This window comes from Paractinoplanes ovalisporus, assembly GCF_016834655.1.
Classification (GTDB): Bacteria; Actinomycetota; Actinomycetes; order Mycobacteriales; family Micromonosporaceae; genus Actinoplanes; species Actinoplanes ovalisporus.
Window position 1 is genome coordinate 1271665 of the sequence record NZ_JAENHP010000001.1, and the last position, 23927, is coordinate 1295591.

Here is a 23927-nt window from a genome sequence, read left to right on the forward strand (position 1 = left end):
GAAAGGGGCGGTCAGTTGAGGGTCACGACGGCGTAGTTGCCGTCCCGCCGGAAGGTGGTCCGCTCGCCGTTGAGCGTCACCGTCCGCACCCCGGGCGCGAACACGCGCAGCGTCACCGGTCCGGCGGCCGCCGAGGCCGTCACCGTCAGGTCCCCGCCGGCCCGCTCGATCGTGGCCGAGTCGAGGCGCCGCGAAGCGGTCACCAGGGTCGTTCCGTCGAGGGCCACTCCGGTGCTCCTGACCAGCGACACGTCCCGCCCGTCCCGCACCAGCGCGTATCCACCGCCGCCGGCCGGGCTGCGGAACAGCAGGTCGTCACGCCCGCCGTCGGTGCGGTCGACCCGCACGTGGTCGTCGGAGATCCGGGTCGCCTGCTTCACGACCGGCCCCTCGGTCACCGACCGGGTCTCCAGCAGCGTGGTGAACCGCGCGTCCCGTACGGCCTCCCGCCGGGCCAGCAGGAACGGGATCGGCTGCCCGGTGGTGGCCACGCCCGGGGCCTGGCTCTGCAGCAGCGTGGTCGATCCCGGTTGCAGCGCCCGCATCTCCAGCACGGTCGTCGGTGACTTCCACGTCGCCCGCCACAACCCGTCGGCCGCGTTGCCCTGGGCCGTCATCGCCAGCCGGTGATAACCGTTGTCCCGGTTCTCCGGGTCGAGCGCGCACCCCGGTTCCCCGCACGCCGGCGCCCCCATGGTGACGCCGCCGACCTCGAGCGCGCCATCGCCGTGCCACGACTGGTCATACGTGTGCGGGGCCGGGCTCGACGCGTCGACCACGTCGAGCGCGTACCCGTCGGCCATGAGAACCGAGCGGCGCAGGCTGACATCGGCGTACGCGGTGGTGGTGTCGGCGTCGGCCACCCGCAGTCCCGGCGTCTCGCCGAAGGCCAGCAACCGGCCGCGGGCCTTGCGGTCCTGGCTGCGGCCGTCGACCACCACCGTGTTGTGCGAGACCGACTCGCGGTACCAGTTGTCGGTCAGGTCGGCGTTGTCGGCGCCGTAGACCTGGCTCAGGTCGGTGGAGGGCAGTCCCCCGCCGCCGACGACGTCGAGGTGCAGCTTGTCGGCGTGGCCGTGGGTGCCGCCGGGAACGCCGTGGTCGAGGCGCACCGCGTCGACCTGGAACGGGTCGAGGGCGGCGTCCGCGGTCAGCGTCACGTCGTCGAACACCGCGCTGCCGACCAGATCGGCGGCGGCCAGCGTGACCTGCACGGCGGCGGCGTCCTTGGGCACGTCGGCCGCGAGGCTGCGCAGCACGAATCCGGGCCGGACCTCCAGCTTGACCACGCGGGTGGCGATGGCCGAGCCGTCGGCCTGGCGGAACTCGAGTTCGAATCGGGCTGTGGCCGACGCTCCCAGCGACCGCACGCGGGCCTGCAACGTGAGCCTGCCGGTGGTGCCGTTCACCGGCACCAGCTGGCTCCAACTGCCGGAACGCAGGCGGGCGGCCCGCTCACCCCGATAGGCCGTAGGCACCCGGTCGGCCTGGCCGGCGGCGGTCCAGCCCGCGGCGCGGCCTTCGAAACCGCCGTCGTCGAGCAGATTCTCCGACCACAGATCGAGCTGGTCGGCCTCCAGCGTCCTGTCCACTCGCAGGCGAACCCGGGTCGCGGTCGCGGGGACGTCGACGCGGGTGTCGCTGGCGGCCCACCCGCTGGTCGGCCCGGCCGGAACCGACTTGCTGCCGACCATACGGCCGTGGTTGTCGGTGAAGGTGAGCGTGAGCTTGCCGCTTCCCTTGACCATGGCGGTCAGCCGCAGCGTGGCCGCCCCTTCGCGAGGCAGCACGGCGACGTTGCCGTAGCGCAGCAGGTTGTCGGGCGCACCCGAGCGCAGCACGGTCTCGCCCAGCCCGGGCAGCGTGGTGCTCGGCTGCCGGACACCCGTCGAGGCTGGAATCGTGTCAGCCCCGTACCGCAGGGCGAAGCGGTCGACCCGCGGGTTCTTGAGGTTCTGGTACGAGTAGGCCAGTCCCACCGCGAACTGCGGGTCGCGGTACTCGGCGTAGGCCCACTCGGCGAACTGCGCGAAGTTGGGGCCGAACTTGCGCCCCCAGGTGCCGCCGTCACCCGACGCCGGAACGGTGGTGTCCGGGTAGAGGTAGGGCAGGATCGCGGTCTGCATGCGCTTGAACCGCGGATCCCCGGTCAGGTCGGGCCCGCCGGGCTGGTTGCGGGCGGCGATCACCACCTGGGTCAGCGCCTGCATGGCGTAGAGGTGATAGCTGGCCGCGCCCTCCCACCACCAGCCGTCCTTCAGCACGGCGTGGTCGAGCAGCCAGTTGGTGTCGTCGAGGGCGGCGGCGCGCAGTCCGCTGTCGTCGACGGCCGCACCCACGCCATAGATGGCGGCGTCGTGCCAGGCCTGGAAGTTCGAGGTCGCCATGGGGTTGCCGGCGACCGTTTCGGCCAGCACCCGCAGCAGGTTGTTCTCGATGTCGACCCGGTCGGCCGCCGTCAGGGTCGAGCGGATCAGGTCGTACGCGTCGATCAGGCCGATCGCCGCCACCGCCTCGTCCAGAGACTGGTAGTGGACCCGGCCGTAGAGCCCGTTGAGCGGCACCGACAGATACCAGACGGCGTAGTAGCGCAGGATGTCCCGCGCCTTGGCCGCATACTTGGGCCGGTCCGGGTCGGAGGCTGGCAGCATCTGGTAGGTCAGCGCGAGGTCGGACGCGGCCTGGGCGGCGTTGTTGTGCCAGATCTCAGTCCAGGCGCTGTCGTACGGCTCCCCGCTGTACCGCTTGCCGTCGATCGGGCAGACGTGACTGCCCGGGCTGTTGTAGTCGAAGGTGAGCATCGTGTTGGTGCCGGGGCACTTGAAGTTGCCGCTCCAGCCGCCATGGAACACCGTCTTGTCGAGCGGCCGGTCGAGCCAGGCGTCGGCCTCCGCCTTGACCACGGTGGTGAACGCGTTGCGGGCCCAGGCCTGACCGCCGATTCTCGTACGCAGGGCCTGCAGCTGCGCCACGGTGTTGTAGACGTGCGGTTCCTGCGGTCCGGCCGCGGGCTCGGCGACCTTCGTGGTCAGCCGGGCCACCTGGGTCAGGGCCGCGTCGCCGGTCGGGGTGATGCGCACGTTGGTCACGGTGGCGGCGTCCTGGGCCCGTACGGTCACCTTGACCGTGGCCGACGCGCCTGGCTGGAGCACCGGTGTCGTGGCCGGCTCGACGGTGGTGTCCCCGTCTGCCGTCAGGGCAAGGGAATCGGCCACGGTACGGCGGTTGGTCACGGCGAGCAGATAGGTCGCCGATCCGCCCGCGGCCACAGTCTTGGTCATGTCGTCCGGGGTGACCCAGTTCGACGCGCCGACCACCTCCACGTCGTCCACCCACATCGTGCCGGTCGAGGTCTGCACCGAGTTGATGATCTGCACCCGGGTGGTGAGCGGCGGCACCCGGAACGTGCCGGAAACCGTTGTCCAGTCCCGGGTTCCGGTCATGATGCCGCCGAGCACACCGGAACCCGTGTAGACCGTCTGCCCCGCGTTGACGTACGAGAAGCTCAGGGAGACCCGCGCCCCGCCCGGGAAATCGGTGTAGTCGGCCAGCGTGACCCGGTCGAGTTTCACCTTGGCCGAGATGCGCACCACCGGCAGCGTGGCCTGCGCGAGGGGCACGGTGACGAAGCCGCCGATCTTCCTGGTGGCCGAGCCGTCGATGCGCATCGAGCGGGCACCGCTCGCCTTCGTCTCGGTGTCCACGGCGTAGGTCTCGCTCTGATACGGCGTGCACCAGCTGGGGATCAGGCAGTTCTCGGCGGGCGGCGAGGCCACCTCGAAACCCGGGTTGGGCACCAGGTTGACCCCGTCCGCGGCGGTTGCGGGAGCGGCCGGCGCGAAGACGACGACCGAGCTCAGCAGGGGGGAGAGAAGGGCGGTCAGGCGGGTCACAGGTGCGCTCCTTCCACCGGGCGGCCGCGCAGCCAGCGGGCCCGGTGCTCGGCGACGAAGGCGTCGTCGGTCAGGTGGGGATAGGCGGCCATGACCCGGTCGAGCTCGCCGGACTGGCCCGGCGACAGGGTTTCGAGCGGGTCGAGCAGCCGGACCTCGTCGAGCAGACCCTGGCGGCGCAGGACCTCGTGGATCCCGGCGACCGAGCCGGCGAAGTGGCCGGCGACGTCGAAGACGGCCGCGTTGGCGTCGGTCAGCTGGGCGCCGAGGGTCAGCAGCTCGGCGTCGATCCGGCCGGTCTCGAGGGCCTGCCGGATGCGGTCGTGGAGGGCTACCGCCGTACGGGTCCAGACCGCGGTCTGCCCGAGGAGCCCGCCCACGATCCGCTTGCGCACCTTGGCGCCGCCGACGTCGACCTCGAACGTGGTGAGCAGGTCGGCCACGATGTTGTCGTCGTTGCCGGTGTAGAGGGCCACCTCGGATTCCCGGCCCGACTGACAGATTCCCCGTACGACGTCGAGGGTCCGATAGCGGTCGAACGGCGCGATCTTGACCGCCCGCAGTGCCGGGAGCTCGGCCAGCGAGCGCCAGAAGTCCACGCTCAGGGCCCGCCCGCCGACGGCCGGTTGCAGGTAGAAACCGCACAGCGGCAGCACCTCGCCGATCGCCCGGCAGTGTTCGAGCAGCCGGGTCTCGTCCCAGTTGTCGAGCCCGCGCAGGATGACCAGCGCCATGTCGTAACCGAGCAGCTCGGCCAACTCGGCTTCGTCGACGGCGTCTCTTGTGGAGCCGGCAACCCCGGCCACCATCAAGGGCTTGCGTTCCCGGGCGGTGTCGGCGGCGAGCGCCAGCACGGCGGGGAGCAACCCGGCCTCCCGTACGGCGAACTGGGTCGTGTGCACCCCGACGGCCAGTCCACCGGCTCCGGCGTCGAGGTAGTAGCGGGTCAGCGCGGTCTGCCGGCGCTCGTCGAGCGAGCCGTCGGGCGTGATGACCAGCGGGTGGGCCGGGATGACGGTGCCGCGCATCAGGGTGCGCTCGGCTTCGGCGCGCATCAGAACCGGCCCTCCCGCTGCTGGAAGTGGGTGGCCTTGCCGTGCACGGCACCGCCGGAGCGCACCCATGCGGCGGTCAGGTCGAGCACCCGGCCCAGCGGCACCCGGGGATAGCCGAACGTGGCGACCTGCTTGGCCGAGTTGGACAGCAGCGACGTCGGTTCCTCGGTGCCGGTGAAGACCGGCTCGGCACCGAGGCGCCGGCCCAGCTGCTCGCACAGCCAGCGCACCGACGCGGTCTCGGGGCCGGTCAGGTTGAGCACGTACGGCGGGGTGGCGCAGTGCTCGAACAGCCGCAGGGTGACCGCGTTGACGTCGCCCTGCCAGATCACGTTGACGTTGCCGGTGGCAAGGTCGACCGGCCTCCCCTCGGCGACGGCCCGGGCCAGCTCGAGGATCACGCCGTAGCGCATCTCGACCGCGTAGTTGAGCCGCACGATCGCGGCCTCGGTGCCGTTGACGCGGGAGAAGTGCTCGATGACCCGCTCCCGGCCGAGGCAGGACTGCGCATACTCCCCGACCGGTCCCGGCTCGGTGTCCTCGTCGGCGCCGCCGCTCGTGACCGGCGTGAGCGGATAGACGTTGCCGGTCGAGAAGGCCACGATCCGCGAGCTCGGGAAGCGTTCGAAGACCTTGCCGGGCAGATAGGTGTTGAGGGCCCAGGTGGTGCCGGCGTCGCCGCTGGTGCCGAACTTGCGGCCGGCCAGATAGACGATGCGCGGGCAGTCGGGCAGCCCGCGCAGGGCGGCGTCGTCGAGCAGGTCGGCCCGAAGCAGCCGGACACCGGCCTTCTCCAGCCGCTCGCGGGTCGGCTCGTCGGGGTTCCGGGCGACCCCGTAGACGGTGGCCGGGCGGCCCGCCTCGTCGAGCGCGCGGCGGGCCATCACGGCGAGATCGGGGCCCACCTTGCCGGCGACGCCGAGCAGCATGATGTCACCGTCGCCGGCGGCCAGGGACGCCACCACTTCCGGGCCCGGGCGGGACAGGTCCTCTTCCAGTTCAGCCAGAGATTTCAACGGGGCTCCGCATCAGGGGTCGGTAGGCGACGCGTCGGGATACCAGGCGGCCTCCCACTCCAGCGACAGCCAGCCGCGATAGCCGAGGCCGGCCAGTGGCAGCCCAGGAAGCTGAAGGCCGGCGTCGTCATGCGAGCCTCTGCACCTGCGCGGACCGGACGAGCGCGGGCTCGCCGGTGGCCGACGACTCATAGACGGCCAGGACGGTGGCGAGCACGGCCCGCCCGTACGGGCCGTCGATGAAGGGGCGGCCCCCGGTGCGGCAGGCCGTCACGAAGTCGGCCAGCTGCGCCGCGAAGGCCTCGCGGGGGCTGCTGCTGGGGGCACCGACCCGCTCCTCGGGCCGGCCGGTGCGCTCCTCGGGCCGGCCGGTGCGCTCCTCGGGCCGGCCGGTGCGCTCCTCGGGCCGTCCGGTGCGCGACATCCAGAGTCCGTCGGTGGCCGACCACCGCAGCGAACCGTCCTGACACAGAATGAGCGTCTCGTCCACGTAGGACAGGGCGGCGCTGGTGAACACGAAGCCGGCCTTGACGCCGCTGTCGAGTTCGAGCAGGCCGAAGCAGTCGGTCTCGATCTCCAGGCCGTCGCGGTGCAGGGTCTGCGCGGTCACCCGGGTCGCCATGCCGCCGCCGAGCATCTGGATGCGGTCCAGACCGTGGGTGCCGACGTTGATGACGATGCCGCCACCGGCCAGCACCGGATCGAAGAACCAGCCCGGGCGGCTGCCTGGCTGGTAGTGCGCCGAGCGCCGGTGGGTGATGCCGCGGACCGGGCCCAGCGTGCCGGCCCCGAGGATGCGGCCGGCCTCGGCGATGGACGGGTCGAAGCGGGACACGTGCCCGACCGCGAGCACCACGCCGGCCCGGGCGCAGGCGTCGATCATGCGGTCGCAGTCCTCGAGGGAGGTCGCCATCGGCTTCTCGACAAGCACGTGCGCGCCGGTGGCGGCCGCGGCCACGGTCATGTCGGCGTGCAGGGAGTGCGGTGAGGTGATGATGACCGCGTCCAGGTCGGCGCCGGCCAGCATGTCCCGGTAGTCGGTGTAGATGTCGGCGCCGACCTGACGAGCGGCGGCGGACGCGGTCCGGGGGTCGAGGTCGCAGACGGCCCGCAGCGAGACCTCCGGGTTGTCGCGGGCGGCCTGCACGTGCCGGATCCCGACGGCGCCGGCGCCGATCAGTCCGATCCTCAATGGCTTTCCGGTGGTGGGCACTGTTACTCCTTGCCGTACCTGCTCTGGGCATGCGGGGTCAGGGCGACCGCGGAAGCGCGGCACCCTCTCAGTTCGGGGTATTCAGAGCGAGGCGGCTGACGCTGGCCCGCGTGCGCTGCCTCGCCCTCTCGGTTCGGGGGGATTCAGGGCGAGGCGGCGACCGCCGGCTCGCGTGCGCCGCAGGAGTCGCGCAGGACCAGCTGCGGCTGCAGCTCCATCCGGTGCACGGGTGCGGCCTCGTCGGCCATGAGTTTGAGGAGAAGTTCGGCCGAGGCGGCCCCGACCGCCTGCTTGGGCGGGGCGACGGCGGTCAGCGGCGGGTTGCCGATGTCGGCCACCTCGTCGTCGTAGGTGACCAGGGCGAGGTCGTGCGGCACCCGGAGCCCGAGCGCCTGCGCGCGGGCCAGCAGCGAAGCGGCGTCCCGGTCGCCGTGGCAGAAGACCGCGGTGACCTCGTGGTCCCGGCAGCGCCGGGCGAAGTCCGCGATCTGCTCGGTGGTCCACACCTCGTGACAGACGACGGCCTCGGGCACCACGGGCAGGTCGAGCCGGGCGCAGGTCTGGCGGAAGCCCTCCGAGACCGCCGCCGAGCTGCCGGTGCGGACCCGGCCCAGACAGCCGATGCGGCGGTGCCCCAGCTTCACCAGGTGGTTGATCGCCGTGTGGACGCCGGCGGCGTGGTCGGTCACGACATAGTTGGTCGGGTCGTCCGGGGCCGGGGCAGGCGGGCGGCGTTCGGTCAGGACGTACGGGACGGGCAGCGATCGCAGGCTTTCCACGTACGCCTGGGGGTCCGTCATCAGGTGCAGGTTGGGCACCAGGATGAGACCGTCGACCGCGGAGTCGAGGAAGCGGCGCAGGTGGGCCGCTTCCCGGTCGGGCCGGTAGTCGGAGCTGGCCAGCATCACGTTGACGCCGTTGGCGCTGAGGACCCGCTCGATGCCGGTGATGATGCGGGGATAGAAGTACGACGTCGACGGCACCAACACGCCGACAACCCGGGCCGCCTCGCCCGGGGTCTGGTCGGGCCGGACCCGCACGTAGGTGCCGGAGCCCTGACGCCGGTCGACCAGACCCTCGTCCACGAGCAGCCCGACCGCCCGGCGCACCGTGTTGATGGCGATGTCGTGGCGGCGGGCGAGGTCGGGCTCGGTCGGCAGTCGCCCGCCGACCGGCCACACACCGCCGGCGATCTCCTTCCGGAGGACCTCCGCCAGTGCCCACGCTTTCATTCTTTTAGGGAATGAATGTGCGTTTTCCGGCGCCGTCATGCCGAGAATGATGCGTATCCGTCAATGGCATGTCAAGCCTTGAAAAGCATTTACGGCGCGATCGAGCAATCGTTTCGAGGAATGAATTCCTGCAATTAGCGCTCGACGTACAGGCGTTCTCCGGTCCATTCCAGGCGGACCACGCCGGCAACGGCCGAGTCGGCGAGGCGCGCCGGATTCGACCAGTAGCCGAAATTCGGGTTGCGGAAGAACGTCGCCCACAACTGCCCGGTGTGGTCGGCGAAGAAGTTGTTGTGCCCGGCGCCGACGCCCGCGGTCCAGCGCTCGGAGTAGGGACCCTCGAAGTGGTCGGAGACGGCCACGATCGCGTCGTACTGGAACTGCACCCGTCCGGCGGCCGGGGTGTCGTACGCGTACCGGGTCGTGCCGTCGGCGTTGATCGAGGTGCGGTCCCAGGCCGCGTGCAGCAGGAAGTACTTGCCCTTGTGCTTGAAGACGTAGGCGCCCTCCAGGTACGGCTCGGGGCTGTACGGCATCTGCTGGAACGCGGGCAGGGCGGTCGCCGGGACGATGTCCTCCATGTCGTCGCGGAACCGTGCGTATAGGTTGTTGTGCAGCACCAGCCAGGCATTGCTGCCCTCGGTGTACATGCTGCCGTCGATGTGGTGGTAGGCGCCCGGCCGCACGACCGCGGGCCCGGTGGGCAACGGGTCGCCGAACGGTTTGGTCGCGTTGCCCTCGGCCAGGCGGTACGGGCCCTCGACGCCGCCGTCGCTGACGAGCAGGAACGAGCCGACCTTCTGCGAGTGGTCCCCCATGCAGGCGACGATGTACCACTTCCCGCGGAAGTAGTGCACCTCGGGCGCCCACACCTGACCCCGCTTGCCGAACTGGGTGTCGGTCCAGTACTCCTGCCACGGCGCCACCACCGTACGGCCGGGCCGGTTCTCCCCGACGAACTCGGGTGACCAGACCTTGCCCCGTTCGGCGTCCGGCCGGAAGCGGGTGGTGTCAGCCAGCCGCCACGGCCCGCGCATCGAGCGCGACGTCCACACGAAGAGCCCGTCGTTCCAGGGTGAGGCGGCCTCGAGCCCCGGAACCCGGCTGGTTCCGGTCGCCACGTAGAGCGGCCGGCCGCCGACGGTGAAGCAGTTGACGTAGGTGTCGCGCATCCACACCCGGCCCAGTGCCTCGTCGCGGGGTCGCAGCTCGAGCGGCAGGACGAACGAGTTGTCGTCGCGGGGCCACAGCTCGGGGCGGGCGTCGGCCATTCCGTACGGCTCGGGGTCGGGCCAGTTGCGCGGTTTGCGCGCGACTCCGGCTTCGGCTTTGGCTGCGGCGGTCCCGGATTTGGCCGCGGCTTCGGCTGCGGCCGGAACGGCGGTCGCGGCCAAGGTTCCGGCCGCGCCGGCCAGCAACGTCCGGCGGTTCATGGACAACGTCATCGGTCACGTCCCTTTCCGGCGGGCGGTGGGCACCCGCCGAAAATCGACGCTAATGAGATCAATTTCGACGGTAAACAGTCGGCAGAAAGACCGTCTTCGCCGGTGGCGGGCCCTGGCTACGATGCGGGCCGCGGCGAACGGGGGCGGCGGCGATGCCGAAGTGGAATGCGGGCCGGACGGTGACGGCGGTGGCGCTCGGGCTGGTGGCGCTCGGGTGCGCCCGGCCGGGAGCGGGGGACGGCGACGCGGCGACGCTTCCGTCGACCGTGTCGCAGCCATCTTCAGTGCCGCCGGCTTCGGTGCCGACGGACGGTGCGGGAGATCAGGCCCCGCCGCCCGGTGACGGCGCGCCCCACCAGGCCGAGAACAACGGGTGGAAGCAACGGCACGAACTGACCGCCGAGGAGCAGCGGGCCGGGGACGCGCTCGCTGCTCGCATCCGGCCCGCGCTCACCGGACTGCGCGCTTCCGGCGACTTCGCGCCCGCGTCGACCCGGCGGGTGTTGCTGGCGCTGGGTCTGGCCACGGAAGACGTCCAGGTCAACGAGATGCGGACGCCACCGGGCACGGTCTTCGCGGTGACGTTCCCCGAGGCCGGTTGCGTGATCGGCGACGTCCGCCCGGAGCGTGTCCTGGTCGAGGTGACGGGCGCGGCGGCCGAGTTCGGCTGCCTGGAGCCGTTCACCCACTGACCGCCCGCGGCCCGGTCGGCCCGCGGCCAAGCCGCCCGGAGTCCGGCCGGCCGGGGCCAGGTCGTCCGGGGCCGCCCGGGGGTCAGGTCCGGCCGGCTACCGGCTCGGCCCACCCGGGCCTCGGGATGAGGCAGAACGGGTGCCCGGCCGGGTCGGCGAAGACGTGGTCGCCAGGACGCCGGGTGGCGCCGAGGGCCAGCACCTGATCGGTCGCGGCAGCCAGGTCGTCGACCATGACGTCATGGTGCAACTGCTGTGGAACGGCCGGATCGGGCCATGTGGACGGCGGGTTCCCGGGCGCTCGCTGGAACGCGAGTCCCGAGGTGGTGGAGTCGACGGAGACCACCACGAAGTCGCCGTCGTCGAACGTGACCGGCCACCCGAGCACGGCACTCCAGAACTCGGCCGAGGTGATCGGGTCGGGGCAGTCGAAGATCAGGTGATGCAGTCGTCCGATCGGCGTCACGTCCGTCATTATCGGACCTCCCGCCTCCGGACACGCGAACGCGCGGGTCGTGGCCTGTGCCACCGACCCGCGCCTTCGTACTTGTCAGAGCAGAGGCTGACCGTTGACCGGCTCCACCGGCTTCGGCGTCGGTCGCGGCTTGACGGCGGCCGGGGTACGCGGGGCGGCGGCTGCCTTCTCGTGCGGCGTGGACATCGACGCCTCGGTGGCCTTCACCTGCGGCTTGGTCGTCGCTGCGTCGGTCGTCGGCTTCACCTGCGGCTTCGTGGTCGACGCCTCGGTGACGGCCTTCACCTGCGGCTTCGTGGTCGACGCTTCGATGCTGGTGGCCTTGTCGTGCAGCTTGGCCGTCGCCGCGTCGGTGCCGTTGGAAAGCATCGCGGTGGCCTTCTCCTGCGTCTGGCGCACGGTCGGATGGTCACGCAGCTGCCGCGCGTTGGTCGCGATCTTCTCGTACGTCTCCCGGCCGGCCCGGCTGCCCAGCACGTAACCGATGGCGAGCCCGGCGGCCAGCTTGACGATCTTCACAGTGTCTCTCCTCATGGTGGCGACGACCGACGCGATGATGGTTGCCCGGGGACTAGCACCACGAAACCCGGCGGCCCCGGCCCGGTGAATTCCGGCGCCGGCCCGGATCCGTACGGGTGAAGGAGGTGCGCCCGTGGTGCGTAAGGTCGGGATCGTGGCCGACGAGGCGAGGTTCACCGAGGTGACCGGGCCGCTCAGGCGGGAAATTCTCGGGCACTGCTACCGGATGCTCGGTTCGGCGGCCGACGCCGAAGACGCGGTGCAGGAGACGTTCCTGCGGGCCTGGCGCGGTTTCGAAGGGTTCGAGGGACGGGCCTCGGCCCGCACGTGGCTGCACCGGATCGCCACCAACGTCTGCCTGCGTCAGCTGGAACAGCGGGCCCGGCGAGCCCTCCCGTCCGATCTGGGCGGTCCGGAGGAGGACTGGCACCGGCCGGCCCGGGCGGCGCCGGAACGGACCGCGTGGCTGGCTCCCCTGCCCGTCGATCCGGCCGAGGCGGCCGGTGCCCGGCAGCAGGTGCGGCTGGCGTTCGTCGCGGCGCTTCAGCACCTGCCGGCCTCGCAGCGGGCCGTTCTGCTGCTGCGCGACGTCGCGGACCTGCCGGCCGACGAGGTCGCGGTGGCGCTCGGCACGACGACGATCGCGGTCAACAGCGCGTTACGGCGGGCCCGGGACCGGCTTGCCCGCACCGCGCCCGACCCCGAGACGATGAGCGAACCCGGCGACGGTGAACTGCGCACCCGGTTGCGCCGCTACGTCGGGGCCTTCGAGGAGGCCGATGTCGGTGCGCTGGCTGCGCTGCTGCGCGAGGACGTCACCCTCGAGATGCCGCCGCACGCCACCTGGTTCGCCGGCCGCGCCGCCGTGCTCGGCTTCCTCGGCACCCACGTGCTGCGCGAACCCGGCCGCTTCGCCATGCTCGCGTCGCCGATGACGGCCAACGGCCAGCCCACGTACGCGATGTACGCCCGCGAGCCGGACGGCGGGTTCACCGCGCACGCCCTGCAGATCCTCGACGTCGCCGCGGACAGGGTCCGGCACATCCACATCTTTCTGCAGCCGGATCTGCTGCCGGCTTTCGGCGGGCCGGTGACTCTGCCCGGCAGCCGGGATCGGAACGGCTGAGCGGACGGGGTCCGGCACATCCACATCTTTCTGCAGCCTGAACTGCTCCCGGCTTTCGGCGGGCCGGTGATTCTGCCCGGCGGCCGGGATCGGAACAGCTGACACGAACACTCCAGGAGGACACGTGACAGCGATGGCAGGGCAGTCAGCAGTGGTCGTCGGCGGCAGCCGCGGCCTGGGACTCGGGGTGGCCCGGGCCGTCCGTGACGCCGGGGCCCGGGTGACGGTGGTGGCCCGCGACCTCTTCCCCATCACCGATTCCCCGCTTACCGATTCCCGGATCAATGACTCCCCCGCCACCGGCGACCAGATGGCCGATGCGCCGAGCACTGGCGCCTCGCTCGCCGACGCCCCGAGCATCAACGCCTTGCTCGCCGGCGCCGCAGGCCTCGACGGTGAGGCCGGTGACGCCACCGACGAGGCGTTCGCCGACAAGGTGCTGGCCGCGATCCGGCCCGGCCTGCTGGTGGTCACGGCCGGAACCGCTCCGCCGATGCGGCCGCTCACCGAGCAGACCTGGGAGAGCTTCTCGGCCAACTGGCACGCCGACGTACGGATCGCCTTCGTCTGGTTGCGGGCGGCGTTGCGGCTGCCGCTCAGCCCCGGTTCACGCGTGGTCGTGTTCGGCAGCGCGGCCGAGCTGCGGGGTTCCCCGCTCAGTGGCGGCTATGCGGGTGCCAAGGCCACCGTACGGCTGATCACGGGTTATGCGGCGGCGCCGGCGCGCGATCTCGGCATCGCCATGACGACCGTGCTGCCCGGCATCACGCCCGGCACGGGAGTGGGAGAAACGGCGATCCGGTCGTACGCGCAAGCCGCCGGGATCACCGAGGACGAGTTCCGGGCCCGGGTCAGCGCGGCCCCGGACCCGGCCACGGTCGGCGCCCACATCGTCGTCCTGGCCGCCACTCCCGGAACGGCTCTCGCGGAGTCCTATCTGCTCGACCGCGACGGTCTGCACGAGCGCACCTGACACGGTCTGCGCAGGCACGGTCTGCGCGGGCGCGGACTGCGCGGGCACGGACTGCGCGGGCACGGACTGCGCGGGCACGGACTGCGCGGGCACGGACTGCGCGAGCACGGCTGACCGACGGCGGAGTCCTATCCGTTCGGGGACGGCGGTTTGTGCGAGCGCGGCTGACGGGACCGGCGGCCCGCACGGGAGTCGTCCGCCGGCCCCGCGGATCGCCGGCGCCGGGCGGCCACGAGTGCGGCCACGCCGGTCGCCGCCCAGATGACCGCGTATGTCTCGAGCTGGCCCCGCCCGTACGGAAGGGGAAGCAATGACGGGTTGTCGACGGCCCGGCCCCGGCCCAGCACCAGCGGCAGCGCCACGACCGTCACGGCCAGGCTGACGAGCAGGGCCGCGCGGACCAGGGTGCGGACCGGCATCGGGACGAGCCGGCCGGCGAGCGCGCCGGCGCCGATCGTGAGCGGCAGCAACACGCCGTCGTGCGCGACCAGCACGCCGATCAGGAAAAGCAGGGCGCCGCCCTTCACGTCGGGGTCGGTGAGCGCGCCGGCGATCGCGTACACCATCACGAGACCGCCGGCGCCGATGAGTGCCCACCGTGCGGTTCTCATTGCATTCCCCGTACGGTGATTCGCCCGACCCATTTGGTCTGGAGCACGCCGGGGCGGTTGGGAGCGATCAGCCGGGCCGGATAGCCGTGGTCGGGGTGCAGCGGTTCGCCGCCGAGCCGCAGCGCGATCAGCGTGAAGGGGTCGCGCACGTGCGGCGGCGGCACGGTGGTGGCCCGGTAGCGCCCGCGGGTCTCCAGCGACTCGACGAAGGCCTCGGCGTCCTCCGGGTCCACTCCGGCCAGCTCGACTAGGTCGCGCAGCCGGACCCCGGTCCAGGTGCCGGTCGAGCTCCACCCCTCGACGCAGCTGATCGGCAGCACGACGGTGTGCTGGGGCAGCGCGGCGAGGTCGGCCAGGGCGAGGTTCCGCGTACGGCCGGGGCCGGTCAGTGTCAGCCGGTAGCCGGGGGCGAAGATGGCGTCGCGGACCCCGGCGCCGCCCGCGGTCTTGTTGACCGGAAGGTGTTGCGGGCCGGTGCCGGGCCGGCGCGGGGCGAGGACGGCGATCGGGGCCAGCGGGGCCACGGTCTGCCCGGCGGTGGCCAGGGTGATGATTCCGGCCGCGGCGCCGACCGTGCCGAGCAATCCACGGCGGCTGATCGACCCGGCGGGGGCGCGCTCCGGCGTACGGTGGCGCAGGGCCGACCGGACGATCGGGAGCTTGACGCCGATGTGGGCCAGCAGCGCGCCGATCGCCAGCCAGGCCGACCAGTAGTGACCGGCGGTGAAGAAGAACGGCATCGGCTCGTACCAGTGCGCGATGTTCAGGATGCCGCTGATCAGCTGGAAGAGGGCGGCGGCGACGAGCGCGGCGATCCCGGCCCGCTCGATCGCGTGGACCGGGTCGCGTACGGGAGGCCAGGCGAACAGTCGCGGGTAGACCGACCACAGTTTCGCGCCGAGCAGCGGGACCGAGGCCAGGCCGGTCGCCACGTGCACGCCCTGGGTGACCCGATAGAGGCCGACCGGCCGGGACGGCCAGCCGAACCACCACGGCGGGTGCTGGATGAAGTGGCTGATCAGGCCGGTCACGAAGCAGACCGTGAAGGCGACCGCGAGGGCGATGCCGAGCAGGCTGGTGAGCCGGGCCGACCGCGACCGGGAGTCGAACGCGCCGGGGCGCAGCGGCCCGCGGCGCAGGGCGGCCGGTGGTGGCGGGAGCGGCTGGAAGAGCCAGGCCCGCAGGGAGGTCTTCACGCGGGGCTCAGGGTCGCGAACCATCGGCCCGCCTCCGTCCAGGTGGCCAGGATCCTCAGGCCGCTCGCCACGGCCGGCTCCGGCAGGTCCCCGGCGGCCAGCACGGCCCACCGGAACGGTTCGCTCGCCGGGCCGCCCCCGGCGCTGATCCGGGCCTCACCGGCCCAGCTGGGGGTGCCGGGCGGGGCCAGTTCGACGTGTAAGCGGCCGTCCGGAGCCAGCAGTTCCCGGCCGCGGCGCAGCAGCCGGGCCGGGTCGCCGCCGATGCCGATGTTGCCGTCGGCGAGCAGCAGGTGCCGCCACCGGCCCTCGCCGGGCAGGGCGCCGAAGACGTCGCGGCGCAGCGCGATCGCCCCGCGGGCGCGGGCCAGCTGGACGGCGGCGGCGCTGACGTCGACTCCCAGCGCGGCGTGCCCGCGCCGGCTGAGGGCGTAGGTGAGGCGGCCGGGACCGCAGCCGATGTCGAGCACCGGGCCGCCGCAACGGTCGAGCAGACGGTCGTCGCCGGGCAGCCACGGGCGGCGCCAGGACGTGGCGTCGACCTGCTGCTCGGCCCCACGGTTGTTGCGGACGGTGAGGACACTCGTCGCACCGGCGCCGGCCCGCGACAGGGCGGCGTCGAAGACGGTCAGGGCGGGGAGCAGCCGGGTCGAGGTCGCGGTCATGCGGCCACCTCCATGGCGAAGCGGCTCTGCGGGCGACACAGCGCGGCGACCGCGTACGCGTCGTCCATCGTGTCGACGTCGGTGAGCGTGGGCAGGGCCGCGACCCGCAGCCCGCGACCGGTGAGCGCGGCCAGGGTGAGCGCGCCGGTGGTCGCGGTCGACGTGGGTATGTCACGCAGAACCTGGGCGTGGGCCGGATCGCGCAGGCCGAGCGCCCACCAGCCGCCGTCGGAGGCCGGGCCCAGCACCGCGTCGACGCCGTCGGTCAGCAGCGTGGCCAGGGCGCCGGCGAGCAACCACGGATCCGCCTGTGGGGTGTCCATGCCGATCAGCAGGGCGGCCCGGCCGGGTCCGGCGGTGTCGGTGTAGGCGTGGGCCAGCCGCTCGCCGAGGTCGTCGCCACGCTGGGCCGCACGGCCCCAGCCCGCCGGGGCCGGCTGGTCGCCGTCCACGACCAGGATCCGGGCGTCGGCGCGGGTGGCCGTGACAGCGTCGACGGTGTCGGCGAGCGCGGCGGCGGCGATCCGGGCCGCCCGGGCCGGCGTGCAGGGCGGGCACAGCCGCGTCTTGACCCGGCCCGGAACCGGGGTCTTGGCCATCACCAGGATCTGCGCGCTCATCGGGCCAGCACCGCGCTCATGTCCCGGATAGCGCGCACCGTGCCGCGGACCGTGCCGGTGACCTTCGATCGGGTTCCGGCGGCGCGGGGATGGTAGGCGACGTCGACCTCGGTGACCGTCCACCCGGCCCGGCCGGCCGCCACGAGAAGCTCGAGCGGGTAGCCGAAGCGCCGGTCGCGCAGGTCGAGCGCGAGCAGGTCGTCACGCCGGGCCGCCCGCATCGGGCCGATGTCGTGCACGTCGAGGCCGGTGCTCCGGCGCACCCGGTGGGCCAGCACGGCGTTGCCGATCCGGGCGTGCGGCGGCCATGCCCGGCGCGTGACCGGACGGCGCCGGGCGACCACGAGCCGGGCCCGGCCGGCCCGCACCGGGTCGGCCACCAACGGCAGCTCGGCCGGGTCGAAGGAGCCGTCGGCGTCCATCACGCAGACCACGCCGTCGGCCGGTGCGGCGGCGAGGATCCCGGCGTGCACGGCCGCGCCGTAGCCGGGCTCGGGAACGGTGACGACGGTGGCGCCGAAGGCCCGCGCCACATCGGCGGTGCCGTCGGTCGAACCGTTGTCGGCCACGATCGCCCGGTAGCCGCCGGGCAGCCGGCTCAGCAGCCGGGGCAGCGCGGGGGCCTCGTTGAGACAGGGCAGAACTACGTCGGTCATGGACGCCGAAGTTAGCCCCGCCGAAGGGGCCGCGACGCCGGATCCGCCTTACCGCTTCCTTACGTCCCCGGCAGTTCTTACGAACCGCTGACGTGCTGCTCAGAGGCCCTGCGCCCGGCCGCGACGGGGTCTACGGTCGTCTCCCGTGACCCATGTTCTCGTGACCGGCGGCGCCGGTTTCATCGGCACCCACGTGACCGCGGCCCTGCTCGAGGCCGGGCACGAGGTGCGGGTGCTCGACTCCGCCCATCCGGCCGCCCACCGCGGCCCGCTCCCCCGCGACATCCACGGCGCCCCGCTGGTACGCGGCGACGTCCGCGACCGCTCCACTGTGGCCGGTGTGCTGCCGGGCATCGACGTGGTCGTGCATCAGGCCGCGATGGTCGGGATGGGCGTCGACCTGGACGATCTGCCCGACTACGTCGGCGCCAACGACCTCGGGACGGCCGTGCTGCTGGCCGAGATGGCCCGGCTCGGCGTGCACCGGCTGGTGCTGGCCAGTTCCATGGTCGTCTACGGCGAGGGCGCCTACCGCTGCCCGGCCGACGGCCCCGTCCGGCCCGCCGCCCGCGAGGTCGCCGCCCTGGCCGCGGAACGCTTCGAACCGGTCTGCCCGGCCTGCGGGCGGGAGCTGCGGCCGGAACTGGTCGACGAGGACGCCGTACTCGACCCGCGCAGCGTCTACGCCGCTACCAAGCTGGCGCAGGAACACCTGAGCGCGGCCTGGGCCCGGCAGACCGGCGGATCGGTGGCGGCGCTGCGCTACCACAACGTGTACGGCCCGGGCATGCCCCGGGACACGCCGTACAGCGGGGTCGCGGCCATCTTTCGCTCGGCGCTGGAGGCCGGTCGCGCCCCCCGGGTGTTCGAGGACGGGGGCCAGCGGCGCGACTTCGTGCATGTGTCCGATGTGGCCCGGGCCAACCTGGCCGCCCTCGACGCGACGGCGGCCGACCTGACCGGCTTCCGGCCGTTCAACGTCGCCTCCGGCGCTCCGGCCACGGTCGGCGAGATGGCCGAGGCACTGGCCGATGCGGTCGGCGGCCCCGGCCCGGTGGTGACCGGGGAGTTCCGCCTGGGCGACGTGCGGCACATCGTGGCATCGCCGGCCCGGGCCACGGCCGAACTGGGCTTCACGGCCACGACCGGCCTGCGTACGGGGGTGGCCGAATTCGCACACGCCGCCCTGCGCTGACCGATCGCCGGTGGGAACGCGCCGACCTGGTCGCGGCTGGTGGCGCCCTGCTGCTCGTCGTGCTGGCCGGGGCCGCCGCCGCGGTCCTCTATGCGGCCGGTCATCCGGTGCACGCCACGTCGGCCCCGTTCACCGGTCGCTGGTGGCCGCACCTCGGACCGGGCACTCCGCTCGCGCTCGCGACGGCCGCGCTGGTCGCGGTTCATGGGCCGCGGATGGCGGCGGCCCTGCCCTGGCGGCGGCTGCTCGCGGTCGCCTACCTCGCGGCCGTGGCCTGGATCCTGTCCCTGGCGCTGGTGGACGGCTGGCAGCGCGGCCTCGCGGGCCGGCTCACCACCCGCCACGAATATCTCAGCGAGGTCGGCGGCGTCACCGATGTGGCCGCCATGCTGCGCGGATTCGCCGCCCGCATCGTCGACTTCCAGCCGGACTCGTGGAGCACCCACGTCTCCGGTCATCCGCCGGGCGCGCTGCTGGTCTTCGTCGGTCTCGACCGGATCGGCCTCGGTGGCGGCGGCTGGGCCGCGCTGGCCTGTGTCGCGGGCGGAGCCCTGTGCGCGGTGGCCGTGCCGGTCACGGTGCGGGCGCTGGGCGACGAGGGCGCGGCCCGGGCCACGGTTCCCTTCCTGGTGCTGTTCCCGGGGGCGGTGTGGATCGGGGCGTCGGCCGACGGGCTGTTCGCCGGGGTCGCCGCGAGCGGGCTGGCGTTGCTGGCCGTCGCGCTGACCGGGCGGAACGTGGTGGCCGCGGCCGGGGCGGGACTGCTGCTCGGCGGGTGCCTCTATCTGTCGTACGGGCTGGTGCTCCTGGCCCTGCCCGCGCTCGTCGTGGTGTTTCTCGCTTCCCGCGTACGGCCCCAGCCCGCGCTGCATCTGGGCGTGGCGCTCGGGGCGGCGGCCGCGGTGGTGGCGGTGTTCACGTTCGCCGGGTTCTGGTGGCTGGACGGCTATCACCTGGTCGGCATCCGGTATTACCAGGGCATCGCCAGCGTGCGGCCGTACGCGTACTGGGTCTGGGCCGATCTCGCCCTGCTGGCCGTCTGCGCCGGACCGGCCGCCGCGGTGATCCTGCGCCGGGCGGTCGTCGCCCTGGCCCGGCCGCACCCGGCGGTCGTCGCCCTGAGCCGGCTTCATCCTGTGGTGCTGCTGCCGGTCGGGGCGCTGCTGGCCGTGCTGGCCGCCGACGTGTCCGGCTACAGCAAGGCCGAGGTGGAGCGGATCTGGCTGCCGTTCGCGGTCTGGCTGATGGCCGGCGCTGCCCTCATCCCCGCGCCCGGCCGCCGGTTCTGGCTCGCCGTCCGGGCCACGGTCGCGCTGCTGGTCAACCACCTGCTGCTGACGACCTGGTGACCGGGCCTCGCCGCCGGCCGACGTAAGAACCTCGAAAGAACTCGCCGGTCCCCGATCGGCGGCGGGCTGGGTAGCGTGAGGTCGTGCCCCACGTGCTCGTCGTCGACGACGATCCGACCGTCAGCGACGTGGTCCGCCGTTACCTCGAACAGGACGGCTGCCGCGTACGCCTGGCCCCCGACGGCCTGGCCGCCCTCAGCGCGGTCGAGGCCGAGCAGCCCGACCTGGTCGTCCTCGACCTGATGATGCCCGGCCTGGACGGGCTCGAGGTGTGCCGGCGGCTGCGGCACCGCCGGCCCGAGCTGCCGGTGGTGATGCTGACCGCGCTCGGCGACGAGGCCGACCGCGTGGCCGGCCTCGAGGTCGGCGCCGACGACTACGTCACCAAGCCGTTCTCGCCGCGCGAACTCGTGCTGCGGGTGCGCTCGGTGCTGCGCCGCAGCCCGCCCGCGACCGGCACGGCCCTGCTCCGCGACGGCGAACTGACCGCCGACACCGGCCGCCGCATCGCCCGGCTCGGCGACCGGCCGCTGGCGCTGACCGTCCGCGAGTTCGACCTGCTCGTCTTCCTGCTGCGCCACCCGGCCCGGGCCTGGTCGCGGGCCGAACTGCTCGATCAGGTGTGGGGCTGGCAGTTCGGTGACCAGTCGACGGTCACCGTGCACGTGCGACGACTGCGCGAGAAGATCGAACAGGATCCGGCGTCGCCCCGCCGCATCGTGACCGCCTGGGGCGTCGGCTACCGCTACGAGCCCACCCATGACTGACCTGCTGCTCATCGCCCTGTACGCGCTGGGCGCGGGCACCGCCGTGGGCCTGGGCGGGATGCTGGTGCTGCGCCGGCTGACCGGACGCTCGATCGCCGTGCACATCGGCGTGCTGCTGGTCGTCACCGTCACCGCCGTCGTGGCCGGCGTCGCCACGGTCGCCCAGGCCATGTTCCTGTCCGCCCACGACCTGCAGGTGGTGCTGCTCACCGTGCTGGCCGCGGCCCTGGTCAGCCTGGCCGTGGGCTTCACCTTCGGCCGCCGGCTGGCCGCGGCCGCCATGTGGTCGGCGCAGGCCCGCGCCCAGGAACGCCGCCTCGAGGCCGGGCGCCGCGAGCTGGTCGCGTGGGTCTCGCACGACCTGCGCACTCCCCTCGCCGGGCTGCGCGCCATGGCCGAGGCCCTGGAGGACAGAGTGGTCGCCGACCCGGCCGCGGTCGCCGAATACCACCACCGGATCCGCATCGAGACCGACCGGATGACCCACCTGGTCGACGACCTGTTCGAACTGTCCCGCATCAACGCGGGCGCGCTGCACCTGGCCGTCGCCCAGGTTCCGCTCGGCGACGTGGTCTCCGAGGCCATCGCCGCCACCGCGCCGCTGGCCGCCCACCGCCGCATCCAGCTGGTCGCCGCCGAGTCCGGCTGGCCGGTCGTGCTCGGCAGCGAGCCCGAGCTGGGCCGGGTGGTGACCAACCTGCTGGTCAACTCCGTGCGTTACACCCCACCGGAAGGCACCGTACGCATCGAGGCCGGCCACGACGACCAGGACGCGTGGCTGGCGGTCACCGACACGTGCGGCGGCATCCCCGAGGCCGACCTGCCCCGGGTCTTCGACGTGGCCTTCCGCGGCGAGCGTTCCCGCAGCCCCGAGCCCACGGGCACGGCCGGCGGCGGCCTGGGCCTGGCCATCGTCCGCGGCTTGGTCGAGGCACACGGCGGCCAGGTCGGCGTGGGCAACACCGGCGACGGTTGCCGCTTCGTCGTACGCCTGCCCGGCCGCCCGCAACCGCTCACCCGTCACCGGGCCGGTTCCGCCTCCTGACCACCCGTGGCCGTCGCGGTAGCGCCGTTCGCGACGCTGAGCCTGTGGCGCGCCCACCCAGCACGCGCAGCCACCAGCGCCAACCCCAACCGTCACCACCTGACCAGCGCCCGAGCCCGCTCCACGGCCCGGCCAGCAGCCGGGATCGCTTCCTCTCCGGGCCGGTTGGCCGGCGGGAGTCACGGGACTGTCATGTTTCCGAGGGACGCCCGCCAACTCGGCTGCCCACCATGGCACCGGTCGCGGCGGAGGGAGGACGGACGTGCAACCGCTGCCGGACGACGAGTTCCTCGCGGCGCAGCGCCGCCGGGATCCGGTGACCGTGTCGCGGGAGACCCGGCTCGTTCTGGCCGCCGTCCTGGGACTGGCCGGCGACGACCGGACCCGGCACGAGCCGATCCGGGTCAGCGCGCAGAACGACGTGGTCCTCCTGGCCGGCGCCGTCCGTTCCTGGAGCGCCCGCACCACCGCCGCCGAGGTGGTCCGCTCGCTGCCGGGTGCCCAGGACGTGTGCAACACCCTCGTGGTGCCGCCCGGCGCGGCCGCGCCACGGGGTGACGGCTTCGACGAGATCGTCGCCGGTCTGCGCCCCTCGACACGTGAACGGTGGCGGAACCGGCGTTCCCGCGCGGGATCGACACTCGCCGCCCGACGAACCGGTGCCGGCCCGGTCGTCTTCGCCGCGCTGATCGTGCTCTGGCTGGCCCTGCCGGTGGTCACGGTCGTCTTCGACCTTCCCGCCCTGCCCGCTCTGCTGATCGCGCTGGCCGGCACCGCCGCGACGGTGTCCGTCCGCCGGCGGTGACCCCCGCTCGGCGGGATTAGTCATGGAACCGTCATCGACCTGCGGCAACCCTTCCATGCCGGGCGGACATGATACGCAAAAGAGACGTGCCGTCCGGAGGGTGAATCCATGCCGTTGCTAGCCGGCCGCTACCGCGTCGGGGCCCAGATCGGTCACGGCGGGACATCCGCCGTGCACCGCGGCTTCGACCGCTCACTGCGACGGCCGGTGGCGATCAAGATGATCCACGGGTCGGCCGCGTCCGGGCTGGCCACACCGCTGGACGAGGCTCGCGCCGCCGCGCTGCTCAACCACCCCAACGTGGCTCGCGTCCTCGACTTCGGCGAAGCCGTGACGGGTGCGCCCTTCCTGGTCATGGAATACGTGCCCGGCGGCACCCTGGCCGACCGGCTGAAGGGGGACGGCCCGATGCCACCGGCCGAGGCGGCCGCGATCGCCGCCGACGTCGCCGCCGCCCTGGCCGCCGCCCACGCCCGGGGAATCGTGCATCGTGACATCAAACCGAAGAACGTCATGCTCGGTCCGACCGGCGCCAAGCTGGTCGACTTCGGCGTGGCGGCCCCGGTCGGCGAGAAGCCGGTCGACGCCGGCGGACGGGTCTGGGGCACACCCGCCTACTCCGCGCCGGAGCAGTTGCAGGGCCAGCAGTCCCATCCCCCCGCCGACGTCTACGCGTTGGGTGTCCTGCTGCACGAATGCCTCACTGGCGCACCGCCGTGGCAGGGGGCGACCCCCGAACAGATCCTCATCGACCGCCACCTCCGTCCGATGCCCACGTTCCCCGACCAGCACGCCTTCCCGGCCGCCGTCGTCGACCTCCACCAGCTGCTTCTGTCATCCCGGCCGAGCCGGCGCCCCACTGCCACCGAGGCGGCCCGGGTGCTGCGCGAGTTCGCCGCCGGGCGCTACCCGCAGCGTCGACCCAAGCCGGTGACCCGGCCCCAGGTGCTGGCGGCAGCGTGCGTGGCCGCGGCCGTGACCCTGCTCGGCGCGGTCATCGCCCACCAGGCCCCGGCCGGCCCCGGCGAGGCGGGCCCGACGCACCCCAGCGTCGCCGCCACCGCCGACCTGTCCACCCCGCCGCCGGACACCGAGGCGTGAGCAGGCAGGTCCGCCCGTCGACAACCGCCTGGACGTGAGCCCGGCCCGTCCTCACCACCGCCGAACGCCGGGCACGCGACAGCCCCCTCCGCGCCGCCAGATGCAGGGACGCCGAGACGTGAGCCGACCCCGTCCGCACCGCGCCGGAACACGGGACGCAGTCCGCGCGCCCGTCCGTCACCGGACAACGAGCGTGAACTGGCCTGTCCACACCGCCGCCGAACGCGAGGCATGAGGAGACAGGTCAGCACCGCCGTTGAACGCCCAGGCGTGAGCCC

Annotated in this window: 22 protein-coding genes; 9 read left to right on the forward strand and 13 right to left on the reverse strand. The window is 73.2% G+C overall.

The annotated features are described in order from the left end of the window. Positions 1 to 11: 11 nt before the first annotated feature. From JIG36_RS05770 to JIG36_RS05795, 6 genes are all read right to left on the reverse strand, one after another. Positions 12 to 3893 carry a heparinase II/III domain-containing protein gene (locus JIG36_RS05770; RefSeq protein WP_203374902.1) on the reverse strand — a complete coding sequence of 1294 codons (3882 nt, stop codon included), beginning with the start codon at positions 3891 to 3893 and terminating at the stop codon, positions 12 to 14. Continuing rightward, entirely contained in the window at positions 3890 to 4948 is a 1059-nt protein-coding gene (locus tag JIG36_RS05775; protein WP_203374903.1) for a dihydrodipicolinate synthase family protein, read from the reverse strand. The genes JIG36_RS05770 and JIG36_RS05775 overlap by 4 nt, the downstream gene beginning before the upstream one ends. Further along, entirely contained in the window at positions 4948 to 5964 is a 1017-nt protein-coding gene (locus tag JIG36_RS05780; RefSeq protein WP_203374904.1) for an NAD-dependent epimerase/dehydratase family protein, read from the reverse strand. Before JIG36_RS05780 ends, JIG36_RS05775 begins: the two co-directional genes overlap by 1 nt. A gap of 127 nt (positions 5965 to 6091) precedes the next feature. Beyond that, positions 6092 to 7177, reverse strand: a complete 1086-nt coding sequence (locus tag JIG36_RS05785; protein WP_203374905.1) for a Gfo/Idh/MocA family protein — start codon at positions 7175 to 7177, stop codon at positions 6092 to 6094. 143 nt (positions 7178 to 7320) lie between these two features. Continuing rightward, positions 7321 to 8409: a GntR family transcriptional regulator gene (locus JIG36_RS05790; protein ID WP_203374906.1), complete on the reverse strand. Its 1089-nt coding sequence runs from the start codon at positions 8407 to 8409 to the stop codon at positions 7321 to 7323. 134 nt (positions 8410 to 8543) lie between these two features. Further along, on the reverse strand, positions 8544 to 9854 hold the full coding sequence (locus JIG36_RS05795) for a family 43 glycosylhydrolase (RefSeq protein WP_203374907.1): 1311 nt from the start codon (positions 9852 to 9854) through the stop codon (positions 8544 to 8546). Between the two features lie 152 nt (positions 9855 to 10006). On the opposite strand from JIG36_RS05795, the gene JIG36_RS05800 reads away from it, so the two are divergent. Beyond that, a complete protein-coding gene (locus JIG36_RS05800; protein ID WP_203374908.1) occupies positions 10007 to 10546 on the forward strand; it encodes a hypothetical protein in 540 nt (179 codons plus the stop codon). An 82-nt stretch (positions 10547 to 10628) separates the two neighbouring features. Here the strand turns inward: JIG36_RS05800 and JIG36_RS05805 are convergent, their stop codons facing one another. Together JIG36_RS05805 and JIG36_RS05810 are read right to left on the reverse strand one after the other, a co-directional pair. After that, positions 10629 to 11021: a VOC family protein gene (locus tag JIG36_RS05805; RefSeq protein ID WP_203374909.1), complete on the reverse strand. Its 393-nt coding sequence runs from the start codon at positions 11019 to 11021 to the stop codon at positions 10629 to 10631. Between the two features lie 75 nt (positions 11022 to 11096). After that, on the reverse strand, positions 11097 to 11540 hold the full coding sequence (locus JIG36_RS05810) for a hypothetical protein (protein ID WP_203374910.1): 444 nt from the start codon (positions 11538 to 11540) through the stop codon (positions 11097 to 11099). A 133-nt stretch (positions 11541 to 11673) separates the two neighbouring features. Between JIG36_RS05810 and JIG36_RS05815 the strand changes: the two genes are divergently transcribed. Both JIG36_RS05815 and JIG36_RS05820 read left to right on the forward strand, forming a co-directional pair. Further along, positions 11674 to 12666, forward strand: coding sequence for an RNA polymerase subunit sigma-70 (locus JIG36_RS05815; RefSeq protein ID WP_307872581.1), 993 nt, complete (start codon positions 11674 to 11676; stop codon positions 12664 to 12666). A 133-nt stretch (positions 12667 to 12799) separates the two neighbouring features. Continuing rightward, on the forward strand, positions 12800 to 13639 hold the full coding sequence (locus tag JIG36_RS05820) for an SDR family oxidoreductase (RefSeq protein WP_236045947.1): 840 nt from the start codon (positions 12800 to 12802) through the stop codon (positions 13637 to 13639). 128 nt (positions 13640 to 13767) lie between these two features. Here JIG36_RS05820 and JIG36_RS05825 read toward each other — a convergent pair whose 3' ends face one another. Genes JIG36_RS05825 through JIG36_RS05845 form a run of 5 tightly spaced genes read right to left on the reverse strand, consistent with a single transcriptional unit; the run spans position 13768 to position 17387 of the window. Next, a complete protein-coding gene (locus tag JIG36_RS05825) occupies positions 13768 to 14250 on the reverse strand; it encodes a hypothetical protein (RefSeq protein ID WP_203374912.1) in 483 nt (160 codons plus the stop codon). Then, positions 14247 to 15446 carry a molybdopterin-dependent oxidoreductase gene (locus JIG36_RS05830; protein WP_307872582.1) on the reverse strand — a complete coding sequence of 400 codons (1200 nt, stop codon included), beginning with the start codon at positions 15444 to 15446 and terminating at the stop codon, positions 14247 to 14249. The genes JIG36_RS05825 and JIG36_RS05830 overlap by 4 nt, the downstream gene beginning before the upstream one ends. Continuing rightward, positions 15443 to 16111 (reverse strand): class I SAM-dependent methyltransferase, encoded by a 669-nt coding sequence (locus tag JIG36_RS05835; RefSeq protein WP_203374914.1) that lies wholly within the window; start codon positions 16109 to 16111, stop codon positions 15443 to 15445. Before JIG36_RS05835 ends, JIG36_RS05830 begins: the two co-directional genes overlap by 4 nt. Then, the gene (locus JIG36_RS05840) at positions 16108 to 16731 is read right to left on the reverse strand and encodes a TIGR04282 family arsenosugar biosynthesis glycosyltransferase (RefSeq protein WP_203374915.1); all 624 of its coding nucleotides are present in this window, start codon (positions 16729 to 16731) and stop codon (positions 16108 to 16110) included. The genes JIG36_RS05835 and JIG36_RS05840 overlap by 4 nt, the downstream gene beginning before the upstream one ends. After that, entirely contained in the window at positions 16728 to 17387 is a 660-nt protein-coding gene (locus JIG36_RS05845; RefSeq protein WP_203374916.1) for a glycosyltransferase family 2 protein, read from the reverse strand. Before JIG36_RS05845 ends, JIG36_RS05840 begins: the two co-directional genes overlap by 4 nt. A gap of 145 nt (positions 17388 to 17532) precedes the next feature. Between JIG36_RS05845 and JIG36_RS05850 the strand changes: the two genes are divergently transcribed. The 6 genes from JIG36_RS05850 to JIG36_RS05875 all read left to right on the forward strand — a co-directional run bounded on the left by JIG36_RS05850 (position 17533) and on the right by JIG36_RS05875 (position 23649). After that, positions 17533 to 18582, forward strand: a complete 1050-nt coding sequence (locus JIG36_RS05850; protein WP_307872583.1) for an NAD-dependent epimerase/dehydratase family protein — start codon at positions 17533 to 17535, stop codon at positions 18580 to 18582. Continuing rightward, positions 18558 to 19931, forward strand: a complete 1374-nt coding sequence (locus tag JIG36_RS05855) for a hypothetical protein (RefSeq protein WP_438870699.1) — start codon at positions 18558 to 18560, stop codon at positions 19929 to 19931. Before JIG36_RS05850 ends, JIG36_RS05855 begins: the two co-directional genes overlap by 25 nt. An 83-nt stretch (positions 19932 to 20014) precedes the next feature. Beyond that, positions 20015 to 20698, forward strand: a complete 684-nt coding sequence (locus JIG36_RS05860; RefSeq protein ID WP_203374917.1) for a response regulator transcription factor — start codon at positions 20015 to 20017, stop codon at positions 20696 to 20698. Further along, positions 20691 to 21743: a sensor histidine kinase gene (locus tag JIG36_RS05865; RefSeq protein ID WP_203374918.1), complete on the forward strand. Its 1053-nt coding sequence runs from the start codon at positions 20691 to 20693 to the stop codon at positions 21741 to 21743. The genes JIG36_RS05860 and JIG36_RS05865 overlap by 8 nt, the downstream gene beginning before the upstream one ends. Before the next feature lie 262 nt (positions 21744 to 22005). Next, the gene (locus JIG36_RS05870; RefSeq protein WP_203374919.1) at positions 22006 to 22548 is read left to right on the forward strand and encodes a BON domain-containing protein; all 543 of its coding nucleotides are present in this window, start codon (positions 22006 to 22008) and stop codon (positions 22546 to 22548) included. 108 nt (positions 22549 to 22656) lie between these two features. After that, entirely contained in the window at positions 22657 to 23649 is a 993-nt protein-coding gene (locus JIG36_RS05875) for a serine/threonine-protein kinase (RefSeq protein WP_203374920.1), read from the forward strand. Positions 23650 to 23927 lie beyond the last annotated feature (278 nt).

Bases quoted from the DNA above. Each gene is read 5' to 3' on its own strand.
- JIG36_RS05820 (WP_236045947.1), top strand. From the start codon at position 12,800: ATGGCAGGGCAGTCAGCAGTGGTCGTCGGCGGCAGCCGCGGCCTGGGA.
- JIG36_RS05805 (WP_203374909.1), bottom strand. From the start codon at position 11,021: ATGACGGACGTGACGCCGATCGGACGACTGCATCACCTGATCTTCGAC.
- JIG36_RS05790 (WP_203374906.1), bottom strand. From the start codon at position 8,409: ATGAAAGCGTGGGCACTGGCGGAGGTCCTCCGGAAGGAGATCGCCGGC.
- JIG36_RS05795 (WP_203374907.1), bottom strand. From the start codon at position 9,854: ATGACGTTGTCCATGAACCGCCGGACGTTGCTGGCCGGCGCGGCCGGA.
- JIG36_RS05840 (WP_203374915.1), bottom strand. From the start codon at position 16,731: ATGAGCGCGCAGATCCTGGTGATGGCCAAGACCCCGGTTCCGGGCCGG.
- JIG36_RS05835 (WP_203374914.1), bottom strand. From the start codon at position 16,111: ATGACCGCGACCTCGACCCGGCTGCTCCCCGCCCTGACCGTCTTCGAC.
- JIG36_RS05775 (WP_203374903.1), bottom strand. From the start codon at position 4,948: ATGCGCGCCGAAGCCGAGCGCACCCTGATGCGCGGCACCGTCATCCCG.
- JIG36_RS05800 (WP_203374908.1), top strand. From the start codon at position 10,007: ATGCCGAAGTGGAATGCGGGCCGGACGGTGACGGCGGTGGCGCTCGGG.
- JIG36_RS05825 (WP_203374912.1), bottom strand. From the start codon at position 14,250: ATGAGAACCGCACGGTGGGCACTCATCGGCGCCGGCGGTCTCGTGATG.
- JIG36_RS05875 (WP_203374920.1), top strand. From the start codon at position 22,657: ATGCCGTTGCTAGCCGGCCGCTACCGCGTCGGGGCCCAGATCGGTCAC.
- JIG36_RS05865 (WP_203374918.1), top strand. From the start codon at position 20,691: ATGACTGACCTGCTGCTCATCGCCCTGTACGCGCTGGGCGCGGGCACC.
- JIG36_RS05845 (WP_203374916.1), bottom strand. From the start codon at position 17,387: ATGACCGACGTAGTTCTGCCCTGTCTCAACGAGGCCCCCGCGCTGCCC.